Source organism: Plantibacter sp. LMC-P-059a, from assembly GCF_030209505.1.
In the GTDB taxonomy this organism is placed as follows: Bacteria; Actinomycetota; Actinomycetes; order Actinomycetales; family Microbacteriaceae; genus Plantibacter.
Genome location: NZ_JARVRZ010000002.1, coordinates 340,656 through 361,051 on the forward strand (window position 1 = coordinate 340,656; position 20,396 = coordinate 361,051).

Here is a 20,396-nt window from a genome sequence, read left to right on the forward strand (position 1 = left end):
CCCTGGTCCGTCGGGTGCGCATCCGTCATGACGACCGGGAGCAGTGGACCCCCGACGACGTCTCGTTCGGGATCGCGCCGGGCGAGGTGGTGCTCCTCCTCGGACCGAGCGGATCCGGGAAGTCGACGCTCGCGCTCGCCCTCAACGGTCTCATCCCCCACGCGCTCCCGGCCGAACTCGAGGGCACCGTGGTCACCGCCGGACTCGACACCGCGGAGGCGACCGTCGCCCAGCTGAGCGAACACGTCTCGATGGTCTTCCAGGATCCCGACGCCCAGATCGTCACCGGTTCGGTGCTCGACGAAGTGTGCTTCGGACCGGAGAACCTCCTGCTCCCCGTCGAGGACGTCCTCGCCAGGGCGGAGCGCGCGCTGCGGCAGGTCGGGCTCTGGGAACGGCGGACCGAGAACCCCGACCGCCTCTCGGGCGGAGGTCGCCAGCGACTCGCCATCGCGTGCGCCCTGGCGATGGGTGGCGAGCTGCTCGTCCTCGACGAACCGACCGCCAACCTCGATCCGGCGGGTATCGAGGAGGTCTACGCAGCGCTCCGATCGCTCGTCTCCGCACCGGACGGTTCCCGGGGGGACCACGCGATCCTGCTCGTCGAGCACAACCTCGACGCCGCCATCGACCTCGTCGACCGCGTCGTCGTCCTCGACCGCGACGGCCGTCTCCGGTTCGACGGGCCGACCCGCGAGGTCCTCATCGGCCACGTCAGCGAGCTCCTCGAGCTGGGCGTCTGGCTGCCGGTCGCCACCCTCGCCGCACTGCGCCTGCAGGAGGCTGGCGTCCGCCTGCCGAGCCTCCCCCTGACGCCCGACGAGCTGACCGCCGCCCTCGACGCGATCGAGCTCCCGGCACCCCCGACCGCCGTCGCGGCACCCGTCGGCGCCGATCGGTCCGTCGCGGTGCGCGTCGACCGTCTCAGCGTCGAGCGCGGCAGGGGGCGGCACCGGACGCGGATCCTGCACGAGGTGAGCCTCGAGGTCGACGCCGGCGACTTCCTCGCCGTCATCGGCACGAACGGCGCCGGCAAGACGACGCTGCTCCAAGCGATCGCGGGCGTCGTCCAACCCCCTCGAGGCCGCATCGACGTCGGCGGGATCGACCCCGGCCGGAGCGACGTCCGGACGGTCGCCGCGCACATCGGGTTCGTCTTCCAGAACCCCGAGCACCAGTTCATCACCCACACCGTCCACGACGAACTCGCGCACGGCCTGCGGATCCGGGGCGTCGACGAACCGGAGGTCGAGCGTCGCGTCACCGAGCTGCTGCGCCGCTTCGGGCTCGAGTCGGCGCGTGAGGTGCACCCGTTCCTCCTGTCGGGCGGTCAGAAGCGACGGTTGTCGGTCGGGAGCGCACTCATCGCCGGAGCCCCGGTGCTCGCGCTCGACGAGCCGACGTTCGGGCAGGACCGCGCGCGGGCGAACGAACTCCTCGACCTGCTCGCCGAGCTCAACACCCAGGGCACGACGGTCATCGTCGTGACCCACGACCTCCAGCTCGTCGCGGACCACGCCGCCCACGTGGCGGTGATGGCCGACGGGCGGCTCCTCGCTCATGGCCCGACCGGCGCCGTCCTCGCCGACGACGACCTCATCCAGCGGGCCGGCCTTCGTGCGCCGCCGCTCGCGAGAGCCATGCGCGCGTTGGAACACCACCCCGAGTGGCGGCGTCTCTCGCGGCTCGCCGATCTGCCGGGGACGGACCTCCCGTGAGCGCGACGTCGATCAACCCGTACGCGACGAACGCGACGCACCCGGCGAACCGGTTCCTGTACCGCTTGAACCCGCTCGCGAAACTCGGTGCCCCCCTCCCGCTGATGGCGGTCCTCGCGTTCACGAGGGACCTCCTGACACCGACGCTCTGCATCGCCCTGGCCGTCGTGATCATCCTCGTCGGCGCTCGACTGACGAAGGCGGTCGCGCTCCTCCTGTTCGTCGGGCTCCCGGTCGTCGTCGGGATCATGTCGTTCAGCTTCGGCCTGTGGACCGACCCGAGCAAGGTCGATCAGTCCGTCCTCCTGTTCCAGATCGGCGACTACCGCTTCTTCCTCGGGGCGCTGCTCGTCGGACTCGCGACGGCCCTCCGGCTGGCGAGCCTGCTCGTCTTGGCACTCATCGGCGGACTCACCTCCACCGGACCGGACGTGGTCCGCGCGATGATCCAGCAGCTGCACGTGCCGTACCGGATCGGGTACACGGCGCTCGCGGCCTACCGGTTCGTGCCACGGTTCGGCCACGAACTCGAGGTCATCCGTTCGGCGCACCGGGTTCGCGGGATGGCCGAGGGGCGCGGCCCGATCGCCGCCGTCCGCCGCACCGCCGGGTACGTCGTGCCCCTGCTCGCCGGGGCGATCCGGCACGCGGAGCGGGTCGCCCTCGCCATGGACGCGCGCGCCTTCGGGGCCCATCGGACGCGGACGGAGCGGTACCGTGTCCCGTTCCGCGCGCGCGACTGGATCTTAATGGTCCTCTTCTGGCTCGTGAGCGCCACCATCGTGTGGTGGAGTCTCACCGCCGGCCCTGGCCCGGTCACGCGCGGGTGAACCGCTGAGCACCCTGGCGGGGCCATCCCGTCGACGGCCCGGCGCTCAGGGGCCGAGCTCACCGGCAAAGTAAACCGTCGAACCGGAACGCCCCACCTCGGCGAGACCGGCCTTCTCGAGGACGCGCTGCGACGCGACGTTCGCCACGTCGGTGTCGGCGATCGCCCGCGACGCGCCATGCGCGCTCGCCACGGCGAGGGCTGCGGCGACGACCTCGGTCGCCAGCCCGACGCCACGCGCCGCCGGGATGAGGCCGTAGCCGAATTCGACCGCACCGGAGCTGTCGGGCGGGCCGAAGAAGCCGAACCCTCCGACGGCCAGTCCCGCGGCGTCGCGGACGAGGTAGAGCGTGAACACCGGATCGTGGTCGGTCGATGCGGCGTGGCTTCGGAGTGGACCCCGTTCGTCGGCGAGCGGATACTCCGGGTGCCACGCGTCGCCGTCCCGCTCGTCGCGGTCGACGATCCGTCGGGCAAGCGCCGGGGAGATGGGTTCGAGTGTCGTCCGTGCCGTGTGGATGGTCATCGATGTCAGTCTCTCATCGTCTCGGGCGACGTCAGACGATCGAACGTATGTTCTAATGGGTGCATGCGGTGGAGCGGACAGGAACTCGGAGTCGAAGCGACGTCGGCGCTGCCCGGCCTCGCCAAGTTGAACAACCTCGTGCGCAGCGTCCAGACGCCGGAGTTCGCCGGGATCACCTTCCACGAGGTGCTCGCGAAGTCGGCCCTCAACCGGGTCCCCGGCCAGTCGGTGATGCCGTTCGGGTGGACGATCAACCCCTACCGGGGATGCTCGCATGCCTGCGTGTACTGCTTCGCCAGGCCGAGCCATGGCTATCTGGACCTCGATGCAGGGAAGGACTTCGACTCGCAGCTCATCGTGAAGGTGAACGTCGCCGAGGTCCTGCAGAAGGAGCTCGCGAAGGCCAGTTGGGGGCGGCACCCCGTGGCACTCGGGACGAACACGGACCCGTATCAGCGCGCCGAGGGCAAGTACCGGCTCATGCCCGGCATCATCAACGCCCTCGCCGACTCCGGGACGCCGTTCTCCATCCTCACGAAGGGCACGCTGCTCCGGCGCGACCTGCCGCTGCTCGCCGAGGTCGCCCAGCGCGTGCCCGTCGACCTCGCCATGTCGATCGCCATCTTCGACGACGAACTGCAGCAGTCGATCGAACCCGGCACCCCGACGGCGGCGGCCCGACTCTCGACCGTCCGCGCGGCGAGCGATCTCGGGTTCGACGTCGGGGTGTTCATGATGCCGATCCTCCCGTACCTCACGGACACCGTCGAGCACCTCGACCTCGCCCTGTCGCGCATCCGTGAGGCCGGCGCGAGCACGGTCCTGTTCTCGACGCTGTACCTGAAAGCCGGCGTCAAACCCTGGTTCATGCAGTGGCTGGCGAAGGAGCACCCCGAGCTCGTGGACCGGTACACCTCGATGTACGCCGACGGCGTCTACGCCCCGAAGGAGTACCGGAAGTGGCTCGCGGCCCGCATCCGGCCGATGATCCGCGACCACGGGCTCGAGCGAGGAACCGAGGACCCGGCCACCGGGGGCGTCCGCTCGTCGGCGCTCGGCATGCTGCGCGACGGGTACGGGGAGCGGGCCGAACTGCGCAAGCGCGCACCGGAGTTCGTCACCACCGGCCTCCAGGTCCAACCGACCCTGTTCTGAGCCGTTCATTCGCCCAGTTGCGGGCGAGCGAACGCTCAATCGCCCGAACATGGGCGAATGAACCGACGTCAGACGTCGGGGATGAGTCGCTTGCTGAGGAGGGCGACCTCGTCGGTGCCGTACCCGAGCGCCTCGTAGAACCCGATCACCCGGTCGTTGCCCGTCCGGACCATGAGGTTGATCTTCGGGCACCCGAGCTCGATGAGCAGACGCTCGGCCTCCTCCATGAGGACGCGTCCGAGGCCGCCACCCTGCTGGTCCGGCGACACCGCGAGGTAGTGCACCCACCCGCGGTGGCCGTCGTACCCGACCATCGCCGTCCCGATCACGGCGCCGGCCTCCTCAGCGACGAGGAACAGCTCGGGCTGCGTCGTCAGCTTGCGTTCGATGTCCGCCGCGGGGTCGTTCCACGGTCGGGTGAGGCCGACCTCGTGCCAGAGGGCGATGACGGCGTCGGCGTCGGATCGGGTGAACGGACGGATCTGCATCGATCCAGTCTCGCGCACCGCCTCTCGCCCGATGCACAGGCACGCCTGCGAGTGCCGTCGATACAGTTGGTCACCCGAGCATCGACGAACGGACCCGAATGAGCATCGAGCCTGCGCTGGAACCGACCGGCGACGAGACCCTGCCGAACGGCGGACCGACACCCGTCACCGTGCATACGGGGAGCGGCCCGGTCACCGGACGCACCAAGGCCGGAATCTCCCGGTTCCTCGGCATCCCGTATGCGGCGGCTCCGTTCGGCGACGACCGGTTCCGACTCCCCCAGCCTGTCGAACCGTGGGACGAGCCACGCGACGCGACCCGCCCGGGAGCCACGGCACCGCAGGCCCCGTACTCCGGCGCGGTCGGCGAGCTCTTCTCGACCGTCACGGTGCCCGGGAACGAGATCCTGAACGTCAACGTGTGGACACCGGCCGGAGCGGTGGTCGACGCGGCGGCCGAGGCGCTCCCGGTGATGGTGTGGATCCACGGCGGCTCGTTCGTCCACGGCTCGAACGCCCTCGACTCCTATGACGGCACCGCGTTCGCCCGTGACGGGGTCGTCTTCGTGTCCGTCAACTACCGCCTCGGTTCGGAGGGGTTCTCAGTGCTCGACGATGTGCCGCTGAACCTCGGCATCGCCGACCAGCTGGCCGCGTTGACGTGGGTGCAGGACGAGATCGCGCGCTTCGGCGGCGACCCCGACCAGGTGACGGTGTTCGGCGAGTCGGCTGGCGGAGCCTCGGTCGCGACGCTGCTCGCCCACCCTGATGCCCCGACGCTCATGCGGCGGGCGATCGTCCAGAGCGGTCCGCTCGATGCGCAGACGCGTGAGCGCGCCGGCCGGATCACGAAGCTCATGGCGAAGGACCTGGGTGTCCCGGCCACGCGCGCCGGCTTCCGGCGCATTCCACCCGAGGGGCTCGTGGCCGCGCAGGAACGGGTCATGGCTGGCGGCAACCCACTGAACGGCGGCGCGGGGTTCGCTCTCGCAACGGACGGCGCGCTCGTCCCGAGCAGCCCGATCGACGCCCTGCTCGCGGGGCAGGCGGCGGGGATCCCCGTCCTGATCGGCAGCACCACCGAGGAGTACCGGTTGTGGCTCGTGCCGGCTGGGCTCCTGCCCACGATCAAGCGCGTCCACCTGCTGGCGGCGCGCCTGAAGCTCGGCATCTCCGCGGCGACGGTCCGCACGTTCCGCCGGAACCGCCCGAAAGCGTCCACCGGCGAGATCCTCGGCGCGATCGCGACCGATGTCCTGCTGCGCGTCCCGCTGAACCGGGTTGCCGACGCCCGAGCCGCCGCCGGGGCGGACACCTGGGTGTACGAGTTCGCCTGGCGGAGCCCCGTCGGCGAAGACGGCAACGGGGCGCTCGGAGCCGCGCACGCGATGGAGATCGGGTTCGTGTTCGACCGGATCGACTCCGCGGAGTCGATCCGGATGGCCGGTCGCGACGCACCGCAGTCCCTCGCGACCGCGATGCACGACGCCTGGGTCGCGTTCGCGACGACCGGCGATCCCGGCTGGCAGCGGTGGGATTCCTCCCGCCCGGTCCGGACCTTCGACGGGGTCGACGACGCCGTCGTCCTCGCGCCACGCGACGACGAGCGCGCCGCACTCACGCAGTAGCGGTCCGCTGGCGGCGGTCGGCGCCGAAGACCGCCTACCGGACACGCGGAACGCCCGCCGAGCGTGAGCTCGACGGGCGTTCCGTTGCAGCGGAGGACTACGCGGTGGCGATGTCCTCGACGAGCTGGTCGCCGGGGGCTGCATCGTCGAACGCGGCCTCGATCTCGGCACGGTCGAGCATCTCCGTCATCCGACGGCGACGGGCCTTCGGGATGATCGTCACGACACGACCGATCTTGCCGGCACGACCGGTGCGACCGGCGCGGTGCAGGTACGTCTTGTACTCGTCCGGGGCGTCGGCCTGGACGACGAGTGTGATGTCGTCGACGTGGATGCCGCGGGCGGCGACATCGGTCGCCACGAGCACGTTGACCCGACCGGAGGTGAGCTTCTCCAGGTTGCGCGTGCGGCGCGCCTGGTTGAGGTCACCGTGGAGCGAGACGGCGGGGATGCCCGCCATACCCAGCTGCTCCGCGAGACGCTCGGCGTACGCGCGGGTGCGAGCGAACACGAGGGTCTTCTCGGTGCGGTTCACGAGCTCCTCGATGAGGCGGTCCTTGCCCTTGTGCTCCACCACGAGGACACGGTGGTCGATGGTCGAGGACGCCTGGTCCTCGCCCGCGACCTCGTGCACCGACGGGTTCGGCAGGAACTCGTTGACGAGGGCGGCGACACCCTTGTCGAGGGTGGCGGAGAAGAGCAGCTTCTGGCCGTCGGGCGAGGTGCGACGCAGGATGCGCTGCACCGGCTCGAGGAACCCGAGGTCGCACATGTGGTCGGCCTCGTCGAGGACGGTCACGGTGACCTGCGAGAGGTCGAGGCGACCCTGCTCGATGAGGTCCTCGATGCGGCCGGGGGTACCGACGATGATGTCGACGCCACGCTGCAGCGCACCGACCTGGCGACCCTGCGGGACACCACCATAGATCTGCGTGGTGAACAGGCCGACGGCGCGCGCGATGGGCTGCACGGTGCGGTCGATCTGGAGCGCGAGCTCACGGGTCGGGGCGAGGATCAGTGCGCGGGGCTTGCGACCCGGCTTGCGGTTCTTGCCGCCGCCGTTCTCCATGAGCTTCTCGACGAGCGGAGCACCGAACGCGATGGTCTTGCCGGAGCCGGTGCGGCCACGGCCGAGCACGTCGCGACCCGCGATGACGTCCGGGATGGTCGCCGCCTGGATCGGGAACGGGCTGGCGGCGCCGAGCTCGGCGAGCGCACGGACGATGTTGCCACCGAGGCCGAGGCTCTCGAAGGTCACACCCTCGACGTCGGCGGCCTGGATGGCGTCGGCCTCGAGACGCTCGAGCACCACGTCGTCCTGGGGCGTGTACGAGCCGGCATCGCGCTTCGGGTAGTAGTCGCTGCCGCGGCTCGCGTCGGAGGTGCCGCGGTCGTCGAAGCTGCGCTTCGGGCGGTCGTCGTACGAACGGGCCGGGCGCTCCTCGAAGCTGCGCTTCGGACGGTCGTCGAACGAACGCGCGGGACGATCGGTGCGGTTCGCCTGGCGGGGGTCTCCCTGGCGTGCGGGGCGGTCGCCGTACGACGGACGCTCGGCGCGGTCACCGTACGAGGGACGCTCGGTGCGGTCGCCACCACGGTTGGCGGCGGGACGCTCGGCGCGGTCACCGTACGACGGACGCTCGGAACGCTCACCGCGGTTGTACGCAGGACGCTCGTTCCGGTCACCGTAGGACGGACGCTCGGTCCGCTCGCCACGGTTGTACGACGGACGCTCGTTCCGGTCACCGTACGACGGACGCTCCGTGCGCTCGCCACGGTTATAGGACGGGCGCTCGTTGCGGTCGCCACCGCGGTTGTACGCGGGACGCTCGTTCCGGTCACCGTACGACGGACGCTCGGTCCGCTCACCACGGTTGTAGGACGGGCGCTCATTGCGGTCGCCACCACGGTTGTAGGCAGGACGCTCATTGCGGTCACCGTACGACGGACGCTCCGTGCGCTCACCGCGGTTGTACGCGGGACGCTCATTGCGGTCGCCACCACGGTTGTACGCCGGACGCTCGTTCCGGTCACCGTACGACGGACGCTCGGACCGCTCACCACGGTTGTACGCAGGACGCTCATTGCGGTCACCGTACGACGGACGCTCCGTGCGCTCACCGCGGTTGTACGTGGGACGCTCATTGCGGTCGCCACCACGGTTGTACGCGGGACGCTCATTGCGGTCGCCACCACGGTTGTACGCCGGACGCTCGTTGCGGTCGCCACGGGGTGCACGGTCGCCGCGCTCCTCCGACTCGAAACGGGCGGCGCGCTCGGCGCGCTCGTCGGCGTTCCACCGGGACTTCTGCGGCGCTCCACCGGCGTCGGGACGGTAGCCGCGGTGGCCTTCGCTCTTGCTGCCGGACTTCGCGCCGGGGCGCGAGCCGAAGGGGCGCTTGTTCTCGCCGTACTTGGACTTGGGGTCGAAGTTCTTGGCCGGGCGTTTGCCGGCGGGGGTGTTGTTCTTGGGCATGGGGGAATTGCTTTCCGGGTTATAACTCGTTCGCATGAACGACCTGCATGACTCACACAGCGCCATCCGAAACCTCGGCTGCGCTGCGGCATGCTCATACCCGGGCGATCAATGGCCGGGACCGTTCACATCGTGTGTGTGTTCGCGGAGTTCTCTCCGACGAAACCGGCCCACCAGACTGACATAACCCTCCGCGGTACAAACGCGGTGTCTAGAGCCGACTTCGCTACATTACCTGATCGACCCTGAGAAGTCACGGGGCATCGCTCCCAGGCGCTCCCGACGAGGCGTGGCAGCATGGGGTCATGCCCAGCCCCATCGAGGACTACGCCCTCATCGGCGATTGCCACACCGCAGCACTCGTCTCGACGGAGGGCAGCATCGACTGGCTCTGCCTCCCCCGCTTCGACTCCGCCTCCATGTTCGGCGCCCTGCTCGGTACCGAGGACCACGGCCGGTGGAGTGTCCGCCCGGCCGACGCGGACGCTGGCGCGACCCGCCGCTACCTCGACGACACCTTCGTCCTCGAGACCACCTGGACGACGGGCGACGGCGAGATCCGCGTCACGGACGTCATGCCGCACGGGGACCGCCGAGCCGACGTCATCCGCCGCATCGAGGGCGTCCGCGGCACCGTGACCGTCGACGTCGACGTCCGCATCCGCTTCGGGTACGCCGACGCGGTGCCGTGGGTCCGCCAGCTGCCCGACCGATCCGGCATCGTCGCGGTCGCCGGCCCTGACGCCGTCGTCCTCCGCGGGGTGCGCCTGACCGCCTCCGACCACGCCCACTCGGCGTCCATCGAGGTGTCCGCCGGTGACACCGTCGACCTGACACTCACCTGGTACCCCTCGCACCGCGACGTGCCGGAGCCCGTCGACGTCGACCGTCGGATCGACCACACGGCCGACTGGTGGCGGGACTGGGCCGCCCGCTGCGACCCGGCCGCCGAATACGAGGAGGCGGTGGTCCGCTCGCTGCTGGTGCTGCGGGCCCTCACGCACGAGGACACCGGCGGCATCGTCGCCGCCGCGACCACGAGCCTGCCCGAGTCGTTCGGCGGGGTCCGCAACTGGGACTACCGCTACGTCTGGCTGCGCGACGCGTCCCTGACCCTCGAAGCCCTCATGCAACACGGGTTCACCGAGGAGGCGCACGACTGGCGGGGGTGGCTGCTGCGCGCGATCGCCGGCGACCCGAACGACCTGCAGATCATGTACGGCCTCGCGGGTGAACGCCATCTCGTCGAGGAGGAGCTCGACAGCCTGCCCGGGTACCTCGGCGCCGCGCCCGTTCGCGTCGGCAACGGCGCCTACACGCAGTACCAGGGCGACGTGTTCGGTTCGGTCATGATCGCCCTCGACGAGGCGCGCTCGGTGGGGCTCGCCGAGGACGACTTCTCGTGGAGCCTGCAGCGCGCGTTGCTCGGCGTGCTGGAGGAGCACTGGAACCGTCCGGACCGCGGCATCTGGGAGGTCCGCGGCGAGGAACAGCACTTCACCCACTCGCGGGCGATGATCTGGGCGGCGCTCGACCGCGGCGTCAGAGCGGTCCGGGAGCACGGCCTCGACGGTCCCGTCGAGCGCTGGGAGGCCCTCCGCGAGACCCTTCGGGAGACCATCGAGCGCGAGAACGTCGACCACGCCCGCGGCTGCTACGTGCAGCACGCCGGGACGACGGAGGTCGACGCGTCGCTCCTCGTCCTCGCGCAGATCGGATACGTCGCGCCGGACGACCCACGGATGCTCAAGACGGTCGCGGCGATCGAGGAGGACCTCCTGCAGGACGGCCTCCTCCTCCGCTACCGGACCACCAGCGGCGTTGACGGACTCCCGGGCGACGAGCACCCGTTCCTGGCGTGCTCGTTCTGGCTCGTCCAGCAGTACGCGGCGTCCGGACGGCTCGACGACGCCCGGACGCTGATGGACCGCCTGCTGTCGTTCCGCAACGACCTGGGCCTGCTGTCCGAGGAGTACGACGTGCAGGAGGGCCGGCAGGTCGGCAACACCCCGCAGGCGCTGTCGCACCTCGGACTCGTCCGCGCAGCCGACGCCATCGCCGCCGCTCACTGACCGGCCGAGGTCGCCTCAGCGGACGAAGTGGGCTTCCGGGGTGTCCGAGGCCGCGAGGGCGATCCGGGTGCGGAAGTTCTGCGACACCTCGGCCGGCAGCGCATCGAGCGGGAACCAGCGCGCCTCGGAGTTCTCGCCGTCCGCAGGGTAGGGCTCACCGGACTCGTACCGGCAACGGAACACGAGGTCGATGTACTGGGTGATGTCGCCATTCTCGTAGACGTTCTGCGGGAGCACCTGCACCTGCGACAGCCGCTCGGCGACGGCGACCACCGCGGCCTCCTCGAGCACCTCGCGTTCGGCCGCGACCGCAGGCTCCTCCCCCGGGTCGATGATCCCGGTGACGGGCGTCCAGGCACCGTTGTCGGCTCGCCGGACGAGCAGCACCTCGGCACCCGGTGTCCCGAGCCCACGGAGGACGACGGCGGTCACCCCCGTCAGCCAGAGCGGCGCGTGACCGATCCGCTCGCGGAGGGCCAGTACGAAGTCAGGAGTCGCCATGCCTCGACTCTACGGCGCACGACCGGGACACGAGATCGAAACACGAGTGCGGTCTACTGGAGGGATGGAACACGATCCCATCACCGTCTCGATCGAGCGACGCGTCAACCCGGCGTCGATCTCCGAGGCCACCATCTGGGTGCAGGCGGGCATCAACCTCGCCAACCGCTACCCCGGCTTCCTCGGCTCCGGCTGGGTGCGCGCGGGCGCCGAGAGCGACGTCTGGTACATGCTCTACCGCTTCGCCGACGAGCAGACCCTCACCGACTGGGAGGAGTCGAAGGAGCGCGCCTGGTGGTTGTCGAGCGGGCGGGAGTTCATGGAGCAGTCGCGGGTGGAGCGGCGGAGCGGGATCGAGGGATGGTTCGACGCACCCCAGGGCATCCTGCGCGTCGACGAGGCCGAACGGTCGAACGATCCCGACCCCGTGCCGCCCGCGCCCCCACGGTGGAAGCAGGCGGTGAGCATCTGGCTGGGGTTCTTCCCCCTGAACCTCGTCTTCACGCTCCTGGTGACGACCCTCGTTCCCGGATGGGAACCGCTCGGCGTCTTCCTGCACGTCCTCATCTCGACGCTCATCCTCACGCCGATCATGACCTACTGGCTCCTGCCGCTCGTCACGAGGATGCTCCGCCCGTGGCTGACGGCGCCGCGCCGGGTCCGGCGTCCCGCGAGCTGACCGCCGGCACCACCGGACAGACGGACCGGGGTCGATCAGGAGCCGCCCGCCGTCGACTGCTCTCGCACCTGCGTCGGACTGAACCCGGTGTGCACCACGACCGCGCGACGGAGATGTGCCTGCGAGTGGTACCCGCAGCGGGCTGCGACCTCCGCGATCGACAACGTCCGGTGGTCGGGGTCCGAGAGGAGCGCGAGGGCGAGCTGCAGTCGGCGTTCGGCGATCTCGCCGGCCGCGCTCGTGCCAGAGCCCTCGAACACCCGCTGCAGGGACCGCGTCGACATGTTGAAGCGGCGCGCGAGCGTCTCCGGGCGCAGCTCGCGTTCCGCGAACGAGACGGCGATGTGCTCCATGATCCGCAACCGGATCGGGACACGTCCGGCATCGGCGTCCGCCTGGAAGAGGTCGTTCTCGGCGTAGAGCGTGGCGAGCATCGTGTCGATCACGCGACACAGGCGCAACTGCGCGGCACCACCGATCGGCTCGAAACCGGAGACGACCTCCTCGAAGAAGGCCGCGATCGCCCGCAACAGCGGTGACGGGGCGAGCGCCCCGAACGGCGTCGGCGTGATACCCAGGCGACGCAGCGCCCGCAGCGGGACGAAGACGTGCAGGTAGCTCGCGTGCTCGTCGACGGTCGTGCGGTAGACCTCCTCGGACACGGCGAGCGCGCCGCCGCCAGGATGCAGATCGAGCTGTTGCCGACCGTGGATCAGACTCACCGCGCCGTCGGTGAGGAGGACGATCATCGCGACCGGCTCCTCCGATCCGGCGGCGTCGAGGACGTCGAAGGTGCCGGGACCGACGCGATTGCGGTGGACCACGTAGTCACCGAGCGCCACGGCGTCGATGGTCATGGAGAAGCGGTCCGGGTCGACGTCGACGAAGCGGATGGCGCCGGAGGCCTCCTGCATGCCCGCCGCGCCCGAGAGCCGGGTGGTCGTGATGCGTCCGCGCGCAGGACAACGCGCCAGCTGGCGGTCATCGTGCTCGGGCATCATCGGACCCTTCGGACAGGACACCCACCCTCGCAGAGCGAACCCTCCGAATCGAGGGGTTGCGGGTTCCGTCGGACCGTGGTCGGCGATACTGGACGGATGATCTCCGCTGAACTCGCCAGAGCGCTCCGTACCGCCGGTCTCCGCTGGACGCCCGAACCCGGCGACCGCTTCACGATCGACGGTGGCGAGCTCGCCGGCGACGTCTTCACCGTGAGCGAGATGACCGTCGAGGTGCACGAGCACCCGGGCGGGCGCAGCTTCGGCTTCAACGGCACGACCGAGTGGGCGCTCGACTCGGTCGACCAGGAGGAGACGCTCTGGCTGCCCTCGGAGCATCAGTTGCGTGCCCTGCTGCGCGGATCGTTCCGGTCCCTCGAGCGGGCGGTGTCCGTGCCGAACCCCGCCGATGCGGAGCAGACCCTCGACGACGAACTCGACGTCCTGCTGTCCCTCGGTGACGCCGAGGCGTACACGGTCGTCGTCGAGCTCGGCGGCGAACTGCGTCGGTTCAGTGCGGCGACCGCCCCCGACGCCTACGCGACCGCGTTGCTCGAACTCATCCTGCGCTCCGTCGACTGACCCGCGACCGGGCGGCCTGCTGCCGAGGTCCTGGCCGTTCCGACCCGAGCAGCCAGTCAGCGACCGCGGATGCGACGGGAGAGCTCGGCGGCGGCCGGCCCGATCTCCTTCGCCAACCATGCCGGGTCCGGCCCGTCGTCCGCGTCGTAGGTGACGGCGATCGCCGCAGCCGGCCATCCGGTGTGGTCACGGACGACCACGCCCACGCTCGCGAGGCCGACCGTCACACCGCCCTCCTCCCGCGCGAAGCCGTCCTGGGCCGTCCGAGCGAGGAGCTGGCGCAGCTCCCGGTACCGTTTCGGCCCGTGGCCGGTGCGGTCGACGAACGCCGCCTGGTCCGGGTACAACGCACGCAGCTGGCCGGCCGGGAGCGCGGCGAGGATCGCACACCCGCTCGCGGTCAGGTGGGCGGGCAACCGGACCCCCACCTCGGTGACGAGGTGCGGCCGCCGAGGGGCCCGTTCCTCGACGATGTACAGCACGTCACGACCGTGCAGCACCGCGAGGTGGGCGCTCTCGCCCAGGCGATCGACCAGCTCCGCCAACAGCGGCCGGCCGAGCATGCTGAGCGGTTCCTGCCTGGCGTAGCCGCCGGAGAGTTCGAAGGCCGCGACCCCCAGTCCGTAGCGGCGGGCCTCCGGCAGATGGACGACGAAGCCGTGCTCCTGCAGCACACCGAGCAGGTGGTAGACCGTCGATCGGGGGAGGCCGAGCGCCGACGCGATGGCCGCCGCCGGGAGCGGACCACGGGCCGCCGCGAGGTGGCTCAGCACGCGCAGGGTGGCGTCCGCTGCCGGTACCTGACTCATGACCCGATCCTCCCTCGCCCGCGCGCCCTGGCGCGGCTCCGCACTGCTCCGTGCCGGGCGTCTGGCATCCCAGACACGGACGACTCTACGCGCACCGCCCCGCCTGGCCACCGGGTGTTGCATCGGAGGATGGACATGCACCCAGGCACGACGGAGACCCGAGACGGTACGACGACACCGGGCGGGGGTCGGCTGAACGGGCGCGGCCGGTCCGTCCTCCTCGGTGCAGGGCCGTTGTCCATCGAGGACGTCGTCGCGATCGCCCGACACGGCGCCCGGATCGACCTCGACGAGGCGGCGCTCGAGGGCGTCGCGGCCTCCCGCCGGATCGTCGAGGCCTTGGCGTCCGATCCGGAGCCCCACTACGGCATCTCCACCGGCTTCGGCGCGCTCGCGACCACGTTCATCGACCCCGACCGGCGGGCGCAGTTGCAGGCCAGCCTCGTCCGCTCGCATGCGGCCGGCAGCGGCGAACCCGTGGAGTCGGAGGTCGTGCGTTCGCTGATGACCCTCCGGCTCTCCACCCTGATGACCGGTCGGACGGGTGTCCGCGTCGACACCGTCCGGGCATACGTGGCGATGCTGAACGCCGGCATCACCCCGGTGGTGCGCGAGTACGGTTCGCTCGGATGCTCCGGTGACCTCGCGCCCCTCGCGCACGCCGCCCTCGCACTGATGGGAGAGGGTGAGGTCGTCGATGCCGCCGGCGTGTGCCGTCCCGCCGGGGAGGCATTGGCGGCCGCCGGCCTCACACCGGTACGGCTCGCTGAGAAGGAGGGGCTGGCGCTCATCAACGGCACCGACGGCATGCTCGGCATGCTGGCCTTGGCCGTGCACGACCTCCGGACACTGTTGCAGACCGCCGATGTGGCCGCGGCGATGAGCGTCGAGGGTCTGCTCGGCACGGATGCGGTGTTCGCCGCCGACCTCCAGGCGCTGCGCCCGCAGGCGGGTCAGGCCGACAGTGCCGCGAACCTGCGCCTGATGCTCGACGGCTCGCCGATCGTGGCCAGTCACCGCGGCCCGGAGTGCACCCGGGTGCAGGACGCGTACTCGCTGCGGTGCGCGCCGCAGGTGCACGGTGCCGCGCGCGACACGGTCGCGCATGCGGAGCTGGTCGCCGGGCGTGAGCTCGCGAGTGCCGTCGACAACCCGGTGCTGACGGTGGACGGGCGGGTGGAGTCGAACGGGAACTTCCATGGTGCGCCGGTCGCCTATGTGCTGGACTTCCTGGCGATCGTCGTGGCCGACGTCGCCTCCATGTCGGAGCGCCGCACGGACCGCTTCCTCGACCGTTCGCGGAGCCACGGGCTTCCGCCGTTCTTGGCGCACGAGGTCGGGGTCGACTCCGGTCTGATGATCGCGCAGTACACGGCGGCGGGCATCGTGAGCGAGCTGAAACGCCTGGCGCATCCCGCATCGGTGGACTCGATCCCGTCGTCCGCCATGCAGGAGGACCATGTGTCGATGGGGTGGGCTGCGGCGCGGAAGCTGCGTCGGGCGATCGACGGCTTGGGCAGGGTCCTCGCGATCGAGGTCATGACCGCTGCACGGGGCATCGAGTTGCGGGCGCCGCTCCGTCCGGGCACCGGCACCGGCGCTGTGGTCCGCCGGGTCCGCGCGGATGTCGCGGGTGCAGGACCCGACCGCTTCCTGTCACCCGAGATCGAAGCCGTCGTCGCCCTGGTGCAGGCCGGAGCCGTCGTCGAGGCGGCGACGGAGGCGGTGGGCGCCCTGCGCTGAGCCGGGAGGGCTCAGCGCAGGGGGCTCACGCCCGCTGCTTCACGGCCACTGGGCCCGACGGCGTTTGGGCCGCTGCGGTCCGTCGGACGACGGCGCGTCGGGAGCCGGCGCATCCGTTGCCGACGGCTCGGACGACGGCTCGTCAGCGGACCGGGCATCCGTGGACGGGGCATCCGTGGACGGCGTCTCAGACACCTGCGCGTCAGAAGACGGGGTGTCTGTGGAGGCCGCCTCGAAGGACGGCTCGTCTGCGGACGGGGCATCCATGGACGGCGCCTCAGACGCCTGCTCCTCGGCGATCGGCGCGACCTCGGTCGCCGGCTGTCCCGCAGCGGTCGGCTCCGGGTCCGTCAGCGGCTCGGCGTCCGTCGACGGCGCAATGTCCCTCGACGGCTCAGCGTCCACCGACGGCTCAGCGTCCGTCGACGGCTCGACGTCGGCGGCCTGATCCACCTGGGTGGTCGACGCTGCGTCCGCGGCGGGTGCGGCGTCCGTCGGTGCGCGGTCGGCGACGTGCTCTCCGTGGTGCGGCGCCTCGGCCGCTGCCGCCTCGGCGGTGGCGTCCGGCAGGGTGATCGCTTCGGTCCGTGGAAGCTCGTCGCCGAGAGCGACGTGTGCTCCGTGCACCTCGTGGGCCGTGGACGTTGTCGGCTCGCCTGCGTCCGCGGCTGCGCCATCATCGATCGGTTCGGCGTCCGTGGCCGGGCTGGCCGTTTCGACCGTCTCGGTCGTCCTGGCAGTGTCGGTCGGTTCGGTCACATCGGTCATTGCAACCGTGTCGGTCGGCGCCGTCACCTCGGTCGGTTCCGTCGCATCGATCGGACCGGTCGTGACCGTCGACGCGGTCGACTCGCTGGATACGGTCTCAGTGGTGGCCGGACGCCCTGCTGCATCGACGCTGCCGACACCCGCGCCGACGAGCGCGGGCTCCTCGACCGGCGTCGTCGCCCGCGGGCCTTCGATCGCGGCCACGGAACGCGCCCGGGGCTTCTCCGCCGCTGCTCGGCGGAGTTCACGGCGCTCGCGGAAGCCCTCGACGAGGTTGTAGAGCGACGGCAACACGACGAGGGTCAGCACCGTCGAGGAGACGAGACCACCGATGACGACGATCGCGAGCGGCTGGGAGATGAATCCGCCGTGGCCGGTGAGCCCCATCGCCATCGGCGTGAGCGCGAAGATCGTCGCGAGTGCCGTCATGAGGATCGGGCGCAGTCTGCGGGCGGCACCGTGCTCGACCGCCTCGGCGACGGTCATGCCCCGGCGACGGTACTGGTTGACGAGGTCCACGAGCACGATCGCGTTGGTCACGACGATGCCGATGAGCATCAGCACGCCGATGATCGACGGGACGCCCAGCGGGATGCCGGTGATGATCTGGAGTCCGATCGCGCCCGTCGCGGCGAACGGGACCGACACGAGCAGTTCCAGCGGCTGACGCAGCGAGCGGAACGTCGCCACCATGACCACGTACACGATCAGGATGGCGGCCAGGAGCGCCAAGCCGAGCTGGCCGAACGCATCGCTCTGCGAGGCCGTGACACCGCCGAGGGTCGCCGTGGTGCCGGCGGGCAGCTTGACGTCGTCGATGGCGTTCTGGACTTCGGCGCTCGCCGTGCCGAGGTTGTCGCTCGCCGGCGTCGCGCTGATGGTCGCCGAACGCAGCCCCTTCACAGTGGAGATGCTCGAGGGGCCGTCGACCTCGGAGACCGTTGCGAGGGCGTCGAGGCGACGCGGGCCGGTGGCCGTGGGCACCTGTGTGGCGGCGAGCGCGTCGACCGTCGTCGGCGGGTCCTGTGCGTCGAGGTAGACGGTGAGGGTGGTGTCGTCGATGACGATGGACCCCACGGTCGTCGGCTGCATGAGCTGGGAGATGTAGGCACCGAGGGCGACCTCGCTGTACCCGGCGGCGGCAGCGGCGTCGCGGTCGACCGCCACCTGGACGAAGGGTCGCGACTCGCTCAGGTTGCTCGTGACCTGGTCGACGCCGTCGAGCCCGGTGACCGCGTCCTGGATCGCGTCGGCGGCCTCGGCCAGGTCGCTCTGCCGGGCGGAGGTGATGTCGATCTCGATGTCGCTCGAGCCGCCGAAGCCCGCCGAGGCCGCGACCTCGATCTCACCGACGTCGTCGAGACCGGCGAGGTCCTTGCGGACCGTCTTCTGCAGCGCGGTCTGGTCGGCGTCCTCGGACGTCGTGATGGAGTAGGTGATGGCACCGCCGCCACCGCCCGAGAACGCGTCGCGCACCGAGCTGCCGCTCGATCCGATCGACAGCTGGACGGTGTCGATGCCGTCGATGTCGCGCAGCTTGGTCTCGACCTGCTCGGCCGCGGCGTCCTGGGCGTCGAGGCTCGTGCCCACCGGCAGGGTCTGGGTGACGGTCAGCGTGTTCTGGCCCGAGTCTCCCAGGAAGTTCGTCTTCATGAAGGGGATGAGCGCGGAGGTGCCGATGAGGACCACCGCTGAGAGCACCAGCGTGGTGACCGAGTGCTTGAGCGTCCAGTGGATGATCGGCAGGTAGCCCTTCTGGAGCCGCGAGGGCTTCTCCAGGTCGTCCTCGTCCTGCACGCTGACGCGGCGCTCGCGTCGGCTCCGCACGGATTCGGTCGACGCCGCCGGAGCATCCTCCGCAGCAGCCGCGGCCGCCCGCTTGGCCTTCGGGGCGCGGAGGAACCAGTACGCGAGCACCGGCACGATGGTCAGTGCGACGAGCAACGATGCGAGCAGCGCGATCGTCACCGTCAGGGCGAACGGCCGGAACAGCTCGCCGGTCACATCGCCGACGAACGCGATCGGGAGGAACACGGCCACGGTGGTGACGGTCGAGGCGGTGATCGCGCCGGCCACCTCCTGCACGGCGCTCAGGATCGACGCGACGCGCTGCGGCCCGGTGCGGTTGTCTCCGAACGAGAGGTGCCGCTTGATGTTCTCGATCACGACGATGGAGTCGTCGACCACGCGCCCGATGGCGATCGTCAGTGCACCGAGGGTGAGGATGTTGAGGGAGTACTCGGCGACCTGGAGCCCGATGAAGGTGATGAGCACCGAGGTCGGGATGGAGATCGCGGTCACGATCGTGGCCCGGACGTCGAGGAGGAAGACGAGGATGATCAGCACGGCGAAGACGAGACCGAGGAGGCCTTCCGTCGTGAGCGCTTCGATCGACTGCTCGATGTAGGGGGCCTGGTCGAACACGACGGTGAGTTTCGCGTCGGTGCCGATGGTCCGTTCGAGTTCGGGCAGGATGTCGCGAACTCCCTGCGAGACCTCGACGGTGTTCGCGGCGGGAAGCTTCGTGACGGCGATCGTCAGCGCCGGTTCGCCGTCGACGCGCGAGATCGAGGTGATCGGGTCGTCCGTCAACGCGACGGTCGCGACGTCGCCGATGGTGAGCACGGAACCGTCGGCGGCGAACGCACCCGTGATGGGCAGGGCGGCGATGTCGTCGACGGAGGTGAGCTTCGTGCCCGTCTGCACGGAGAAGGTCTTGTCGTCCTCCGTGATGTCGCCCGCGGGCTGGAGGGAGCCGTTCTGCTGCAGCGTGGTGCCGATGACCCGGCTCGTCTGCCCGGCGAGGGCCAGCTTCGCGTCGTCGGGCGTGATCGTCACCCGCTTGCCCACCTCGCCGACGATCGCGGCGTCGCGCACACCCTCGACGTCCTTCAGGTCGGGGACGACCGAGCTCGACAGCACCTCGGCCAGACCGTCCTGGTCAGCGGCGCCGGAGACGGCGATCTGGATCACCGGGAGGTCGTCGAGACTGCCGCTGACCACCTGCGGGTCGACCGTGTCGGGCAGGGTCGACTTGATGCGGTTGATGGCCTGGGTGATCTTCTGTTCGGCGGTGGCGAGATCCGTGCCGTAGGTGAAGGTCGCGGAGATGAGGCTCGTGTTCGTGCTCGAGGTCGCCGAGGTGGACTCGATGCCGGGCACCCCCTGGATCGCCGTCTCGATCGGCGTCGAGACGTCGTCGTTGACGACCTCGGGCGCTGCACCCGGGTAGCTCGTGATGATCGCGAGCTGCGGGAACTGGACCGAGGGGATCAGTTCCTGCTTGAGACCACCCACCGCGAGGACGCCGAACACGGCGGCCACGATGGTGACGAGCGCGATCAACGCGCGGTTCTTCATGCTGAGGACGGAGAGCAGATGCACGGAGCCGCTTTCGGTTGATGCGAGAGGTGCCGACTCTGCA

General features: G+C 70.5%; 14 protein-coding genes and 1 pseudogene. 8 read left to right on the forward strand and 7 right to left on the reverse strand.

The genetic code is table 11. The annotated features are described in order from the left end of the window. Nucleotides 1-14 precede the first annotated feature (14 nt). The gene (locus QRN27_RS05015) at nt 15-1,718 is read left to right on the forward strand and encodes an ABC transporter ATP-binding protein (protein WP_350224087.1); all 1,704 of its coding nucleotides are present in this window, start codon (nt 15-17) and stop codon (nt 1,716-1,718) included. Then, entirely contained in the window at nt 1,715-2,548 is an 834-nt protein-coding gene (locus tag QRN27_RS05020; protein ID WP_285040962.1) for an energy-coupling factor transporter transmembrane component T, read from the forward strand. Before QRN27_RS05015 ends, QRN27_RS05020 begins: the two co-directional genes overlap by 4 nt. A gap of 45 nt (nt 2,549-2,593) precedes the next feature. On the opposite strand, the gene QRN27_RS05025 is transcribed toward QRN27_RS05020, so the two are convergent. Then, the gene (locus QRN27_RS05025) at nt 2,594-3,073 is read right to left on the reverse strand and encodes a GNAT family N-acetyltransferase (RefSeq protein ID WP_285040963.1); all 480 of its coding nucleotides are present in this window, start codon (nt 3,071-3,073) and stop codon (nt 2,594-2,596) included. A 63-nt stretch (nt 3,074-3,136) separates the two neighbouring features. Here QRN27_RS05025 and QRN27_RS05030 point away from each other — a divergent pair, with 63 nt between their 5' ends. Then, on the forward strand, nt 3,137-4,228 hold the full coding sequence (locus tag QRN27_RS05030) for an Rv2578c family radical SAM protein (protein WP_285040964.1): 1,092 nt from the start codon (nt 3,137-3,139) through the stop codon (nt 4,226-4,228). 68 nt (nt 4,229-4,296) lie between these two features. On the opposite strand, the gene QRN27_RS05035 is transcribed toward QRN27_RS05030, so the two are convergent. Then, the gene (locus QRN27_RS05035) at nt 4,297-4,716 is read right to left on the reverse strand and encodes a GNAT family acetyltransferase (protein WP_285040965.1); all 420 of its coding nucleotides are present in this window, start codon (nt 4,714-4,716) and stop codon (nt 4,297-4,299) included. A gap of 98 nt (nt 4,717-4,814) precedes the next feature. Here QRN27_RS05035 and QRN27_RS05040 point away from each other — a divergent pair, with 98 nt between their 5' ends. Further along, nucleotides 4,815-6,344: a carboxylesterase/lipase family protein gene (locus tag QRN27_RS05040; protein WP_285040966.1), complete on the forward strand. Its 1,530-nt coding sequence runs from the start codon at nt 4,815-4,817 to the stop codon at nt 6,342-6,344. Nucleotides 6,345-6,441: 97 nt separating this feature from the next. On the opposite strand, the gene QRN27_RS05045 is transcribed toward QRN27_RS05040, so the two are convergent. Next, nucleotides 6,442-8,820 carry a DEAD/DEAH box helicase gene (locus QRN27_RS05045; protein WP_285040967.1) on the reverse strand — a complete coding sequence of 793 codons (2,379 nt, stop codon included), beginning with the start codon at nt 8,818-8,820 and terminating at the stop codon, nt 6,442-6,444. 245 nt (nt 8,821-9,065) lie between these two features. Here QRN27_RS05045 and QRN27_RS05050 point away from each other — a divergent pair, with 245 nt between their 5' ends. Continuing rightward, complete coding sequence (locus QRN27_RS05050) at nt 9,066-10,892, forward strand: glycoside hydrolase family 15 protein (protein WP_285041400.1); 1,827 nt, start codon at nt 9,066-9,068, stop codon at nt 10,890-10,892. Between the two features lie 15 nt (nt 10,893-10,907). Here the strand turns inward: QRN27_RS05050 and QRN27_RS05055 are convergent, their stop codons facing one another. Further along, nucleotides 10,908-11,393, reverse strand: a complete 486-nt coding sequence (locus QRN27_RS05055; protein ID WP_194669138.1) for an NUDIX hydrolase — start codon at nt 11,391-11,393, stop codon at nt 10,908-10,910. 64 nt (nt 11,394-11,457) lie between these two features. Between QRN27_RS05055 and QRN27_RS05060 the strand changes: the two genes are divergently transcribed. Further along, nucleotides 11,458-12,072: a putative antibiotic biosynthesis monooxygenase gene (locus tag QRN27_RS05060; protein WP_285040968.1), complete on the forward strand. Its 615-nt coding sequence runs from the start codon at nt 11,458-11,460 to the stop codon at nt 12,070-12,072. Between the two features lie 35 nt (nt 12,073-12,107). Here the strand turns inward: QRN27_RS05060 and QRN27_RS05065 are convergent, their stop codons facing one another. Then, nucleotides 12,108-13,070, reverse strand: a complete 963-nt coding sequence (locus tag QRN27_RS05065; RefSeq protein WP_285040969.1) for a helix-turn-helix domain-containing protein — start codon at nt 13,068-13,070, stop codon at nt 12,108-12,110. A gap of 99 nt (nt 13,071-13,169) precedes the next feature. Between QRN27_RS05065 and QRN27_RS05070 the strand changes: the two genes are divergently transcribed. Then, nucleotides 13,170-13,652 carry a pilus assembly protein CpaE gene (locus QRN27_RS05070; RefSeq protein WP_285040970.1) on the forward strand — a complete coding sequence of 161 codons (483 nt, stop codon included), beginning with the start codon at nt 13,170-13,172 and terminating at the stop codon, nt 13,650-13,652. Nucleotides 13,653-13,708: 56 nt separating this feature from the next. Here QRN27_RS05070 and QRN27_RS05075 read toward each other — a convergent pair whose 3' ends face one another. Then, entirely contained in the window at nt 13,709-14,461 is a 753-nt protein-coding gene (locus tag QRN27_RS05075; RefSeq protein ID WP_285040971.1) for an IclR family transcriptional regulator, read from the reverse strand. 129 nt (nt 14,462-14,590) lie between these two features. On the opposite strand from QRN27_RS05075, the gene hutH reads away from it, so the two are divergent. Next, complete coding sequence (hutH, locus tag QRN27_RS05080) at nt 14,591-16,204, forward strand: histidine ammonia-lyase (RefSeq protein WP_285040972.1); 1,614 nt, start codon at nt 14,591-14,593, stop codon at nt 16,202-16,204. A 951-nt stretch (nt 16,205-17,155) separates the two neighbouring features. Here the strand turns inward: hutH and QRN27_RS05085 are convergent. Beyond that, nucleotides 17,156-20,356, reverse strand: a pseudogene (locus QRN27_RS05085) (efflux RND transporter permease subunit); the annotation flags it as partial. Nucleotides 20,357-20,396: the final 40 nt, after the last annotated feature.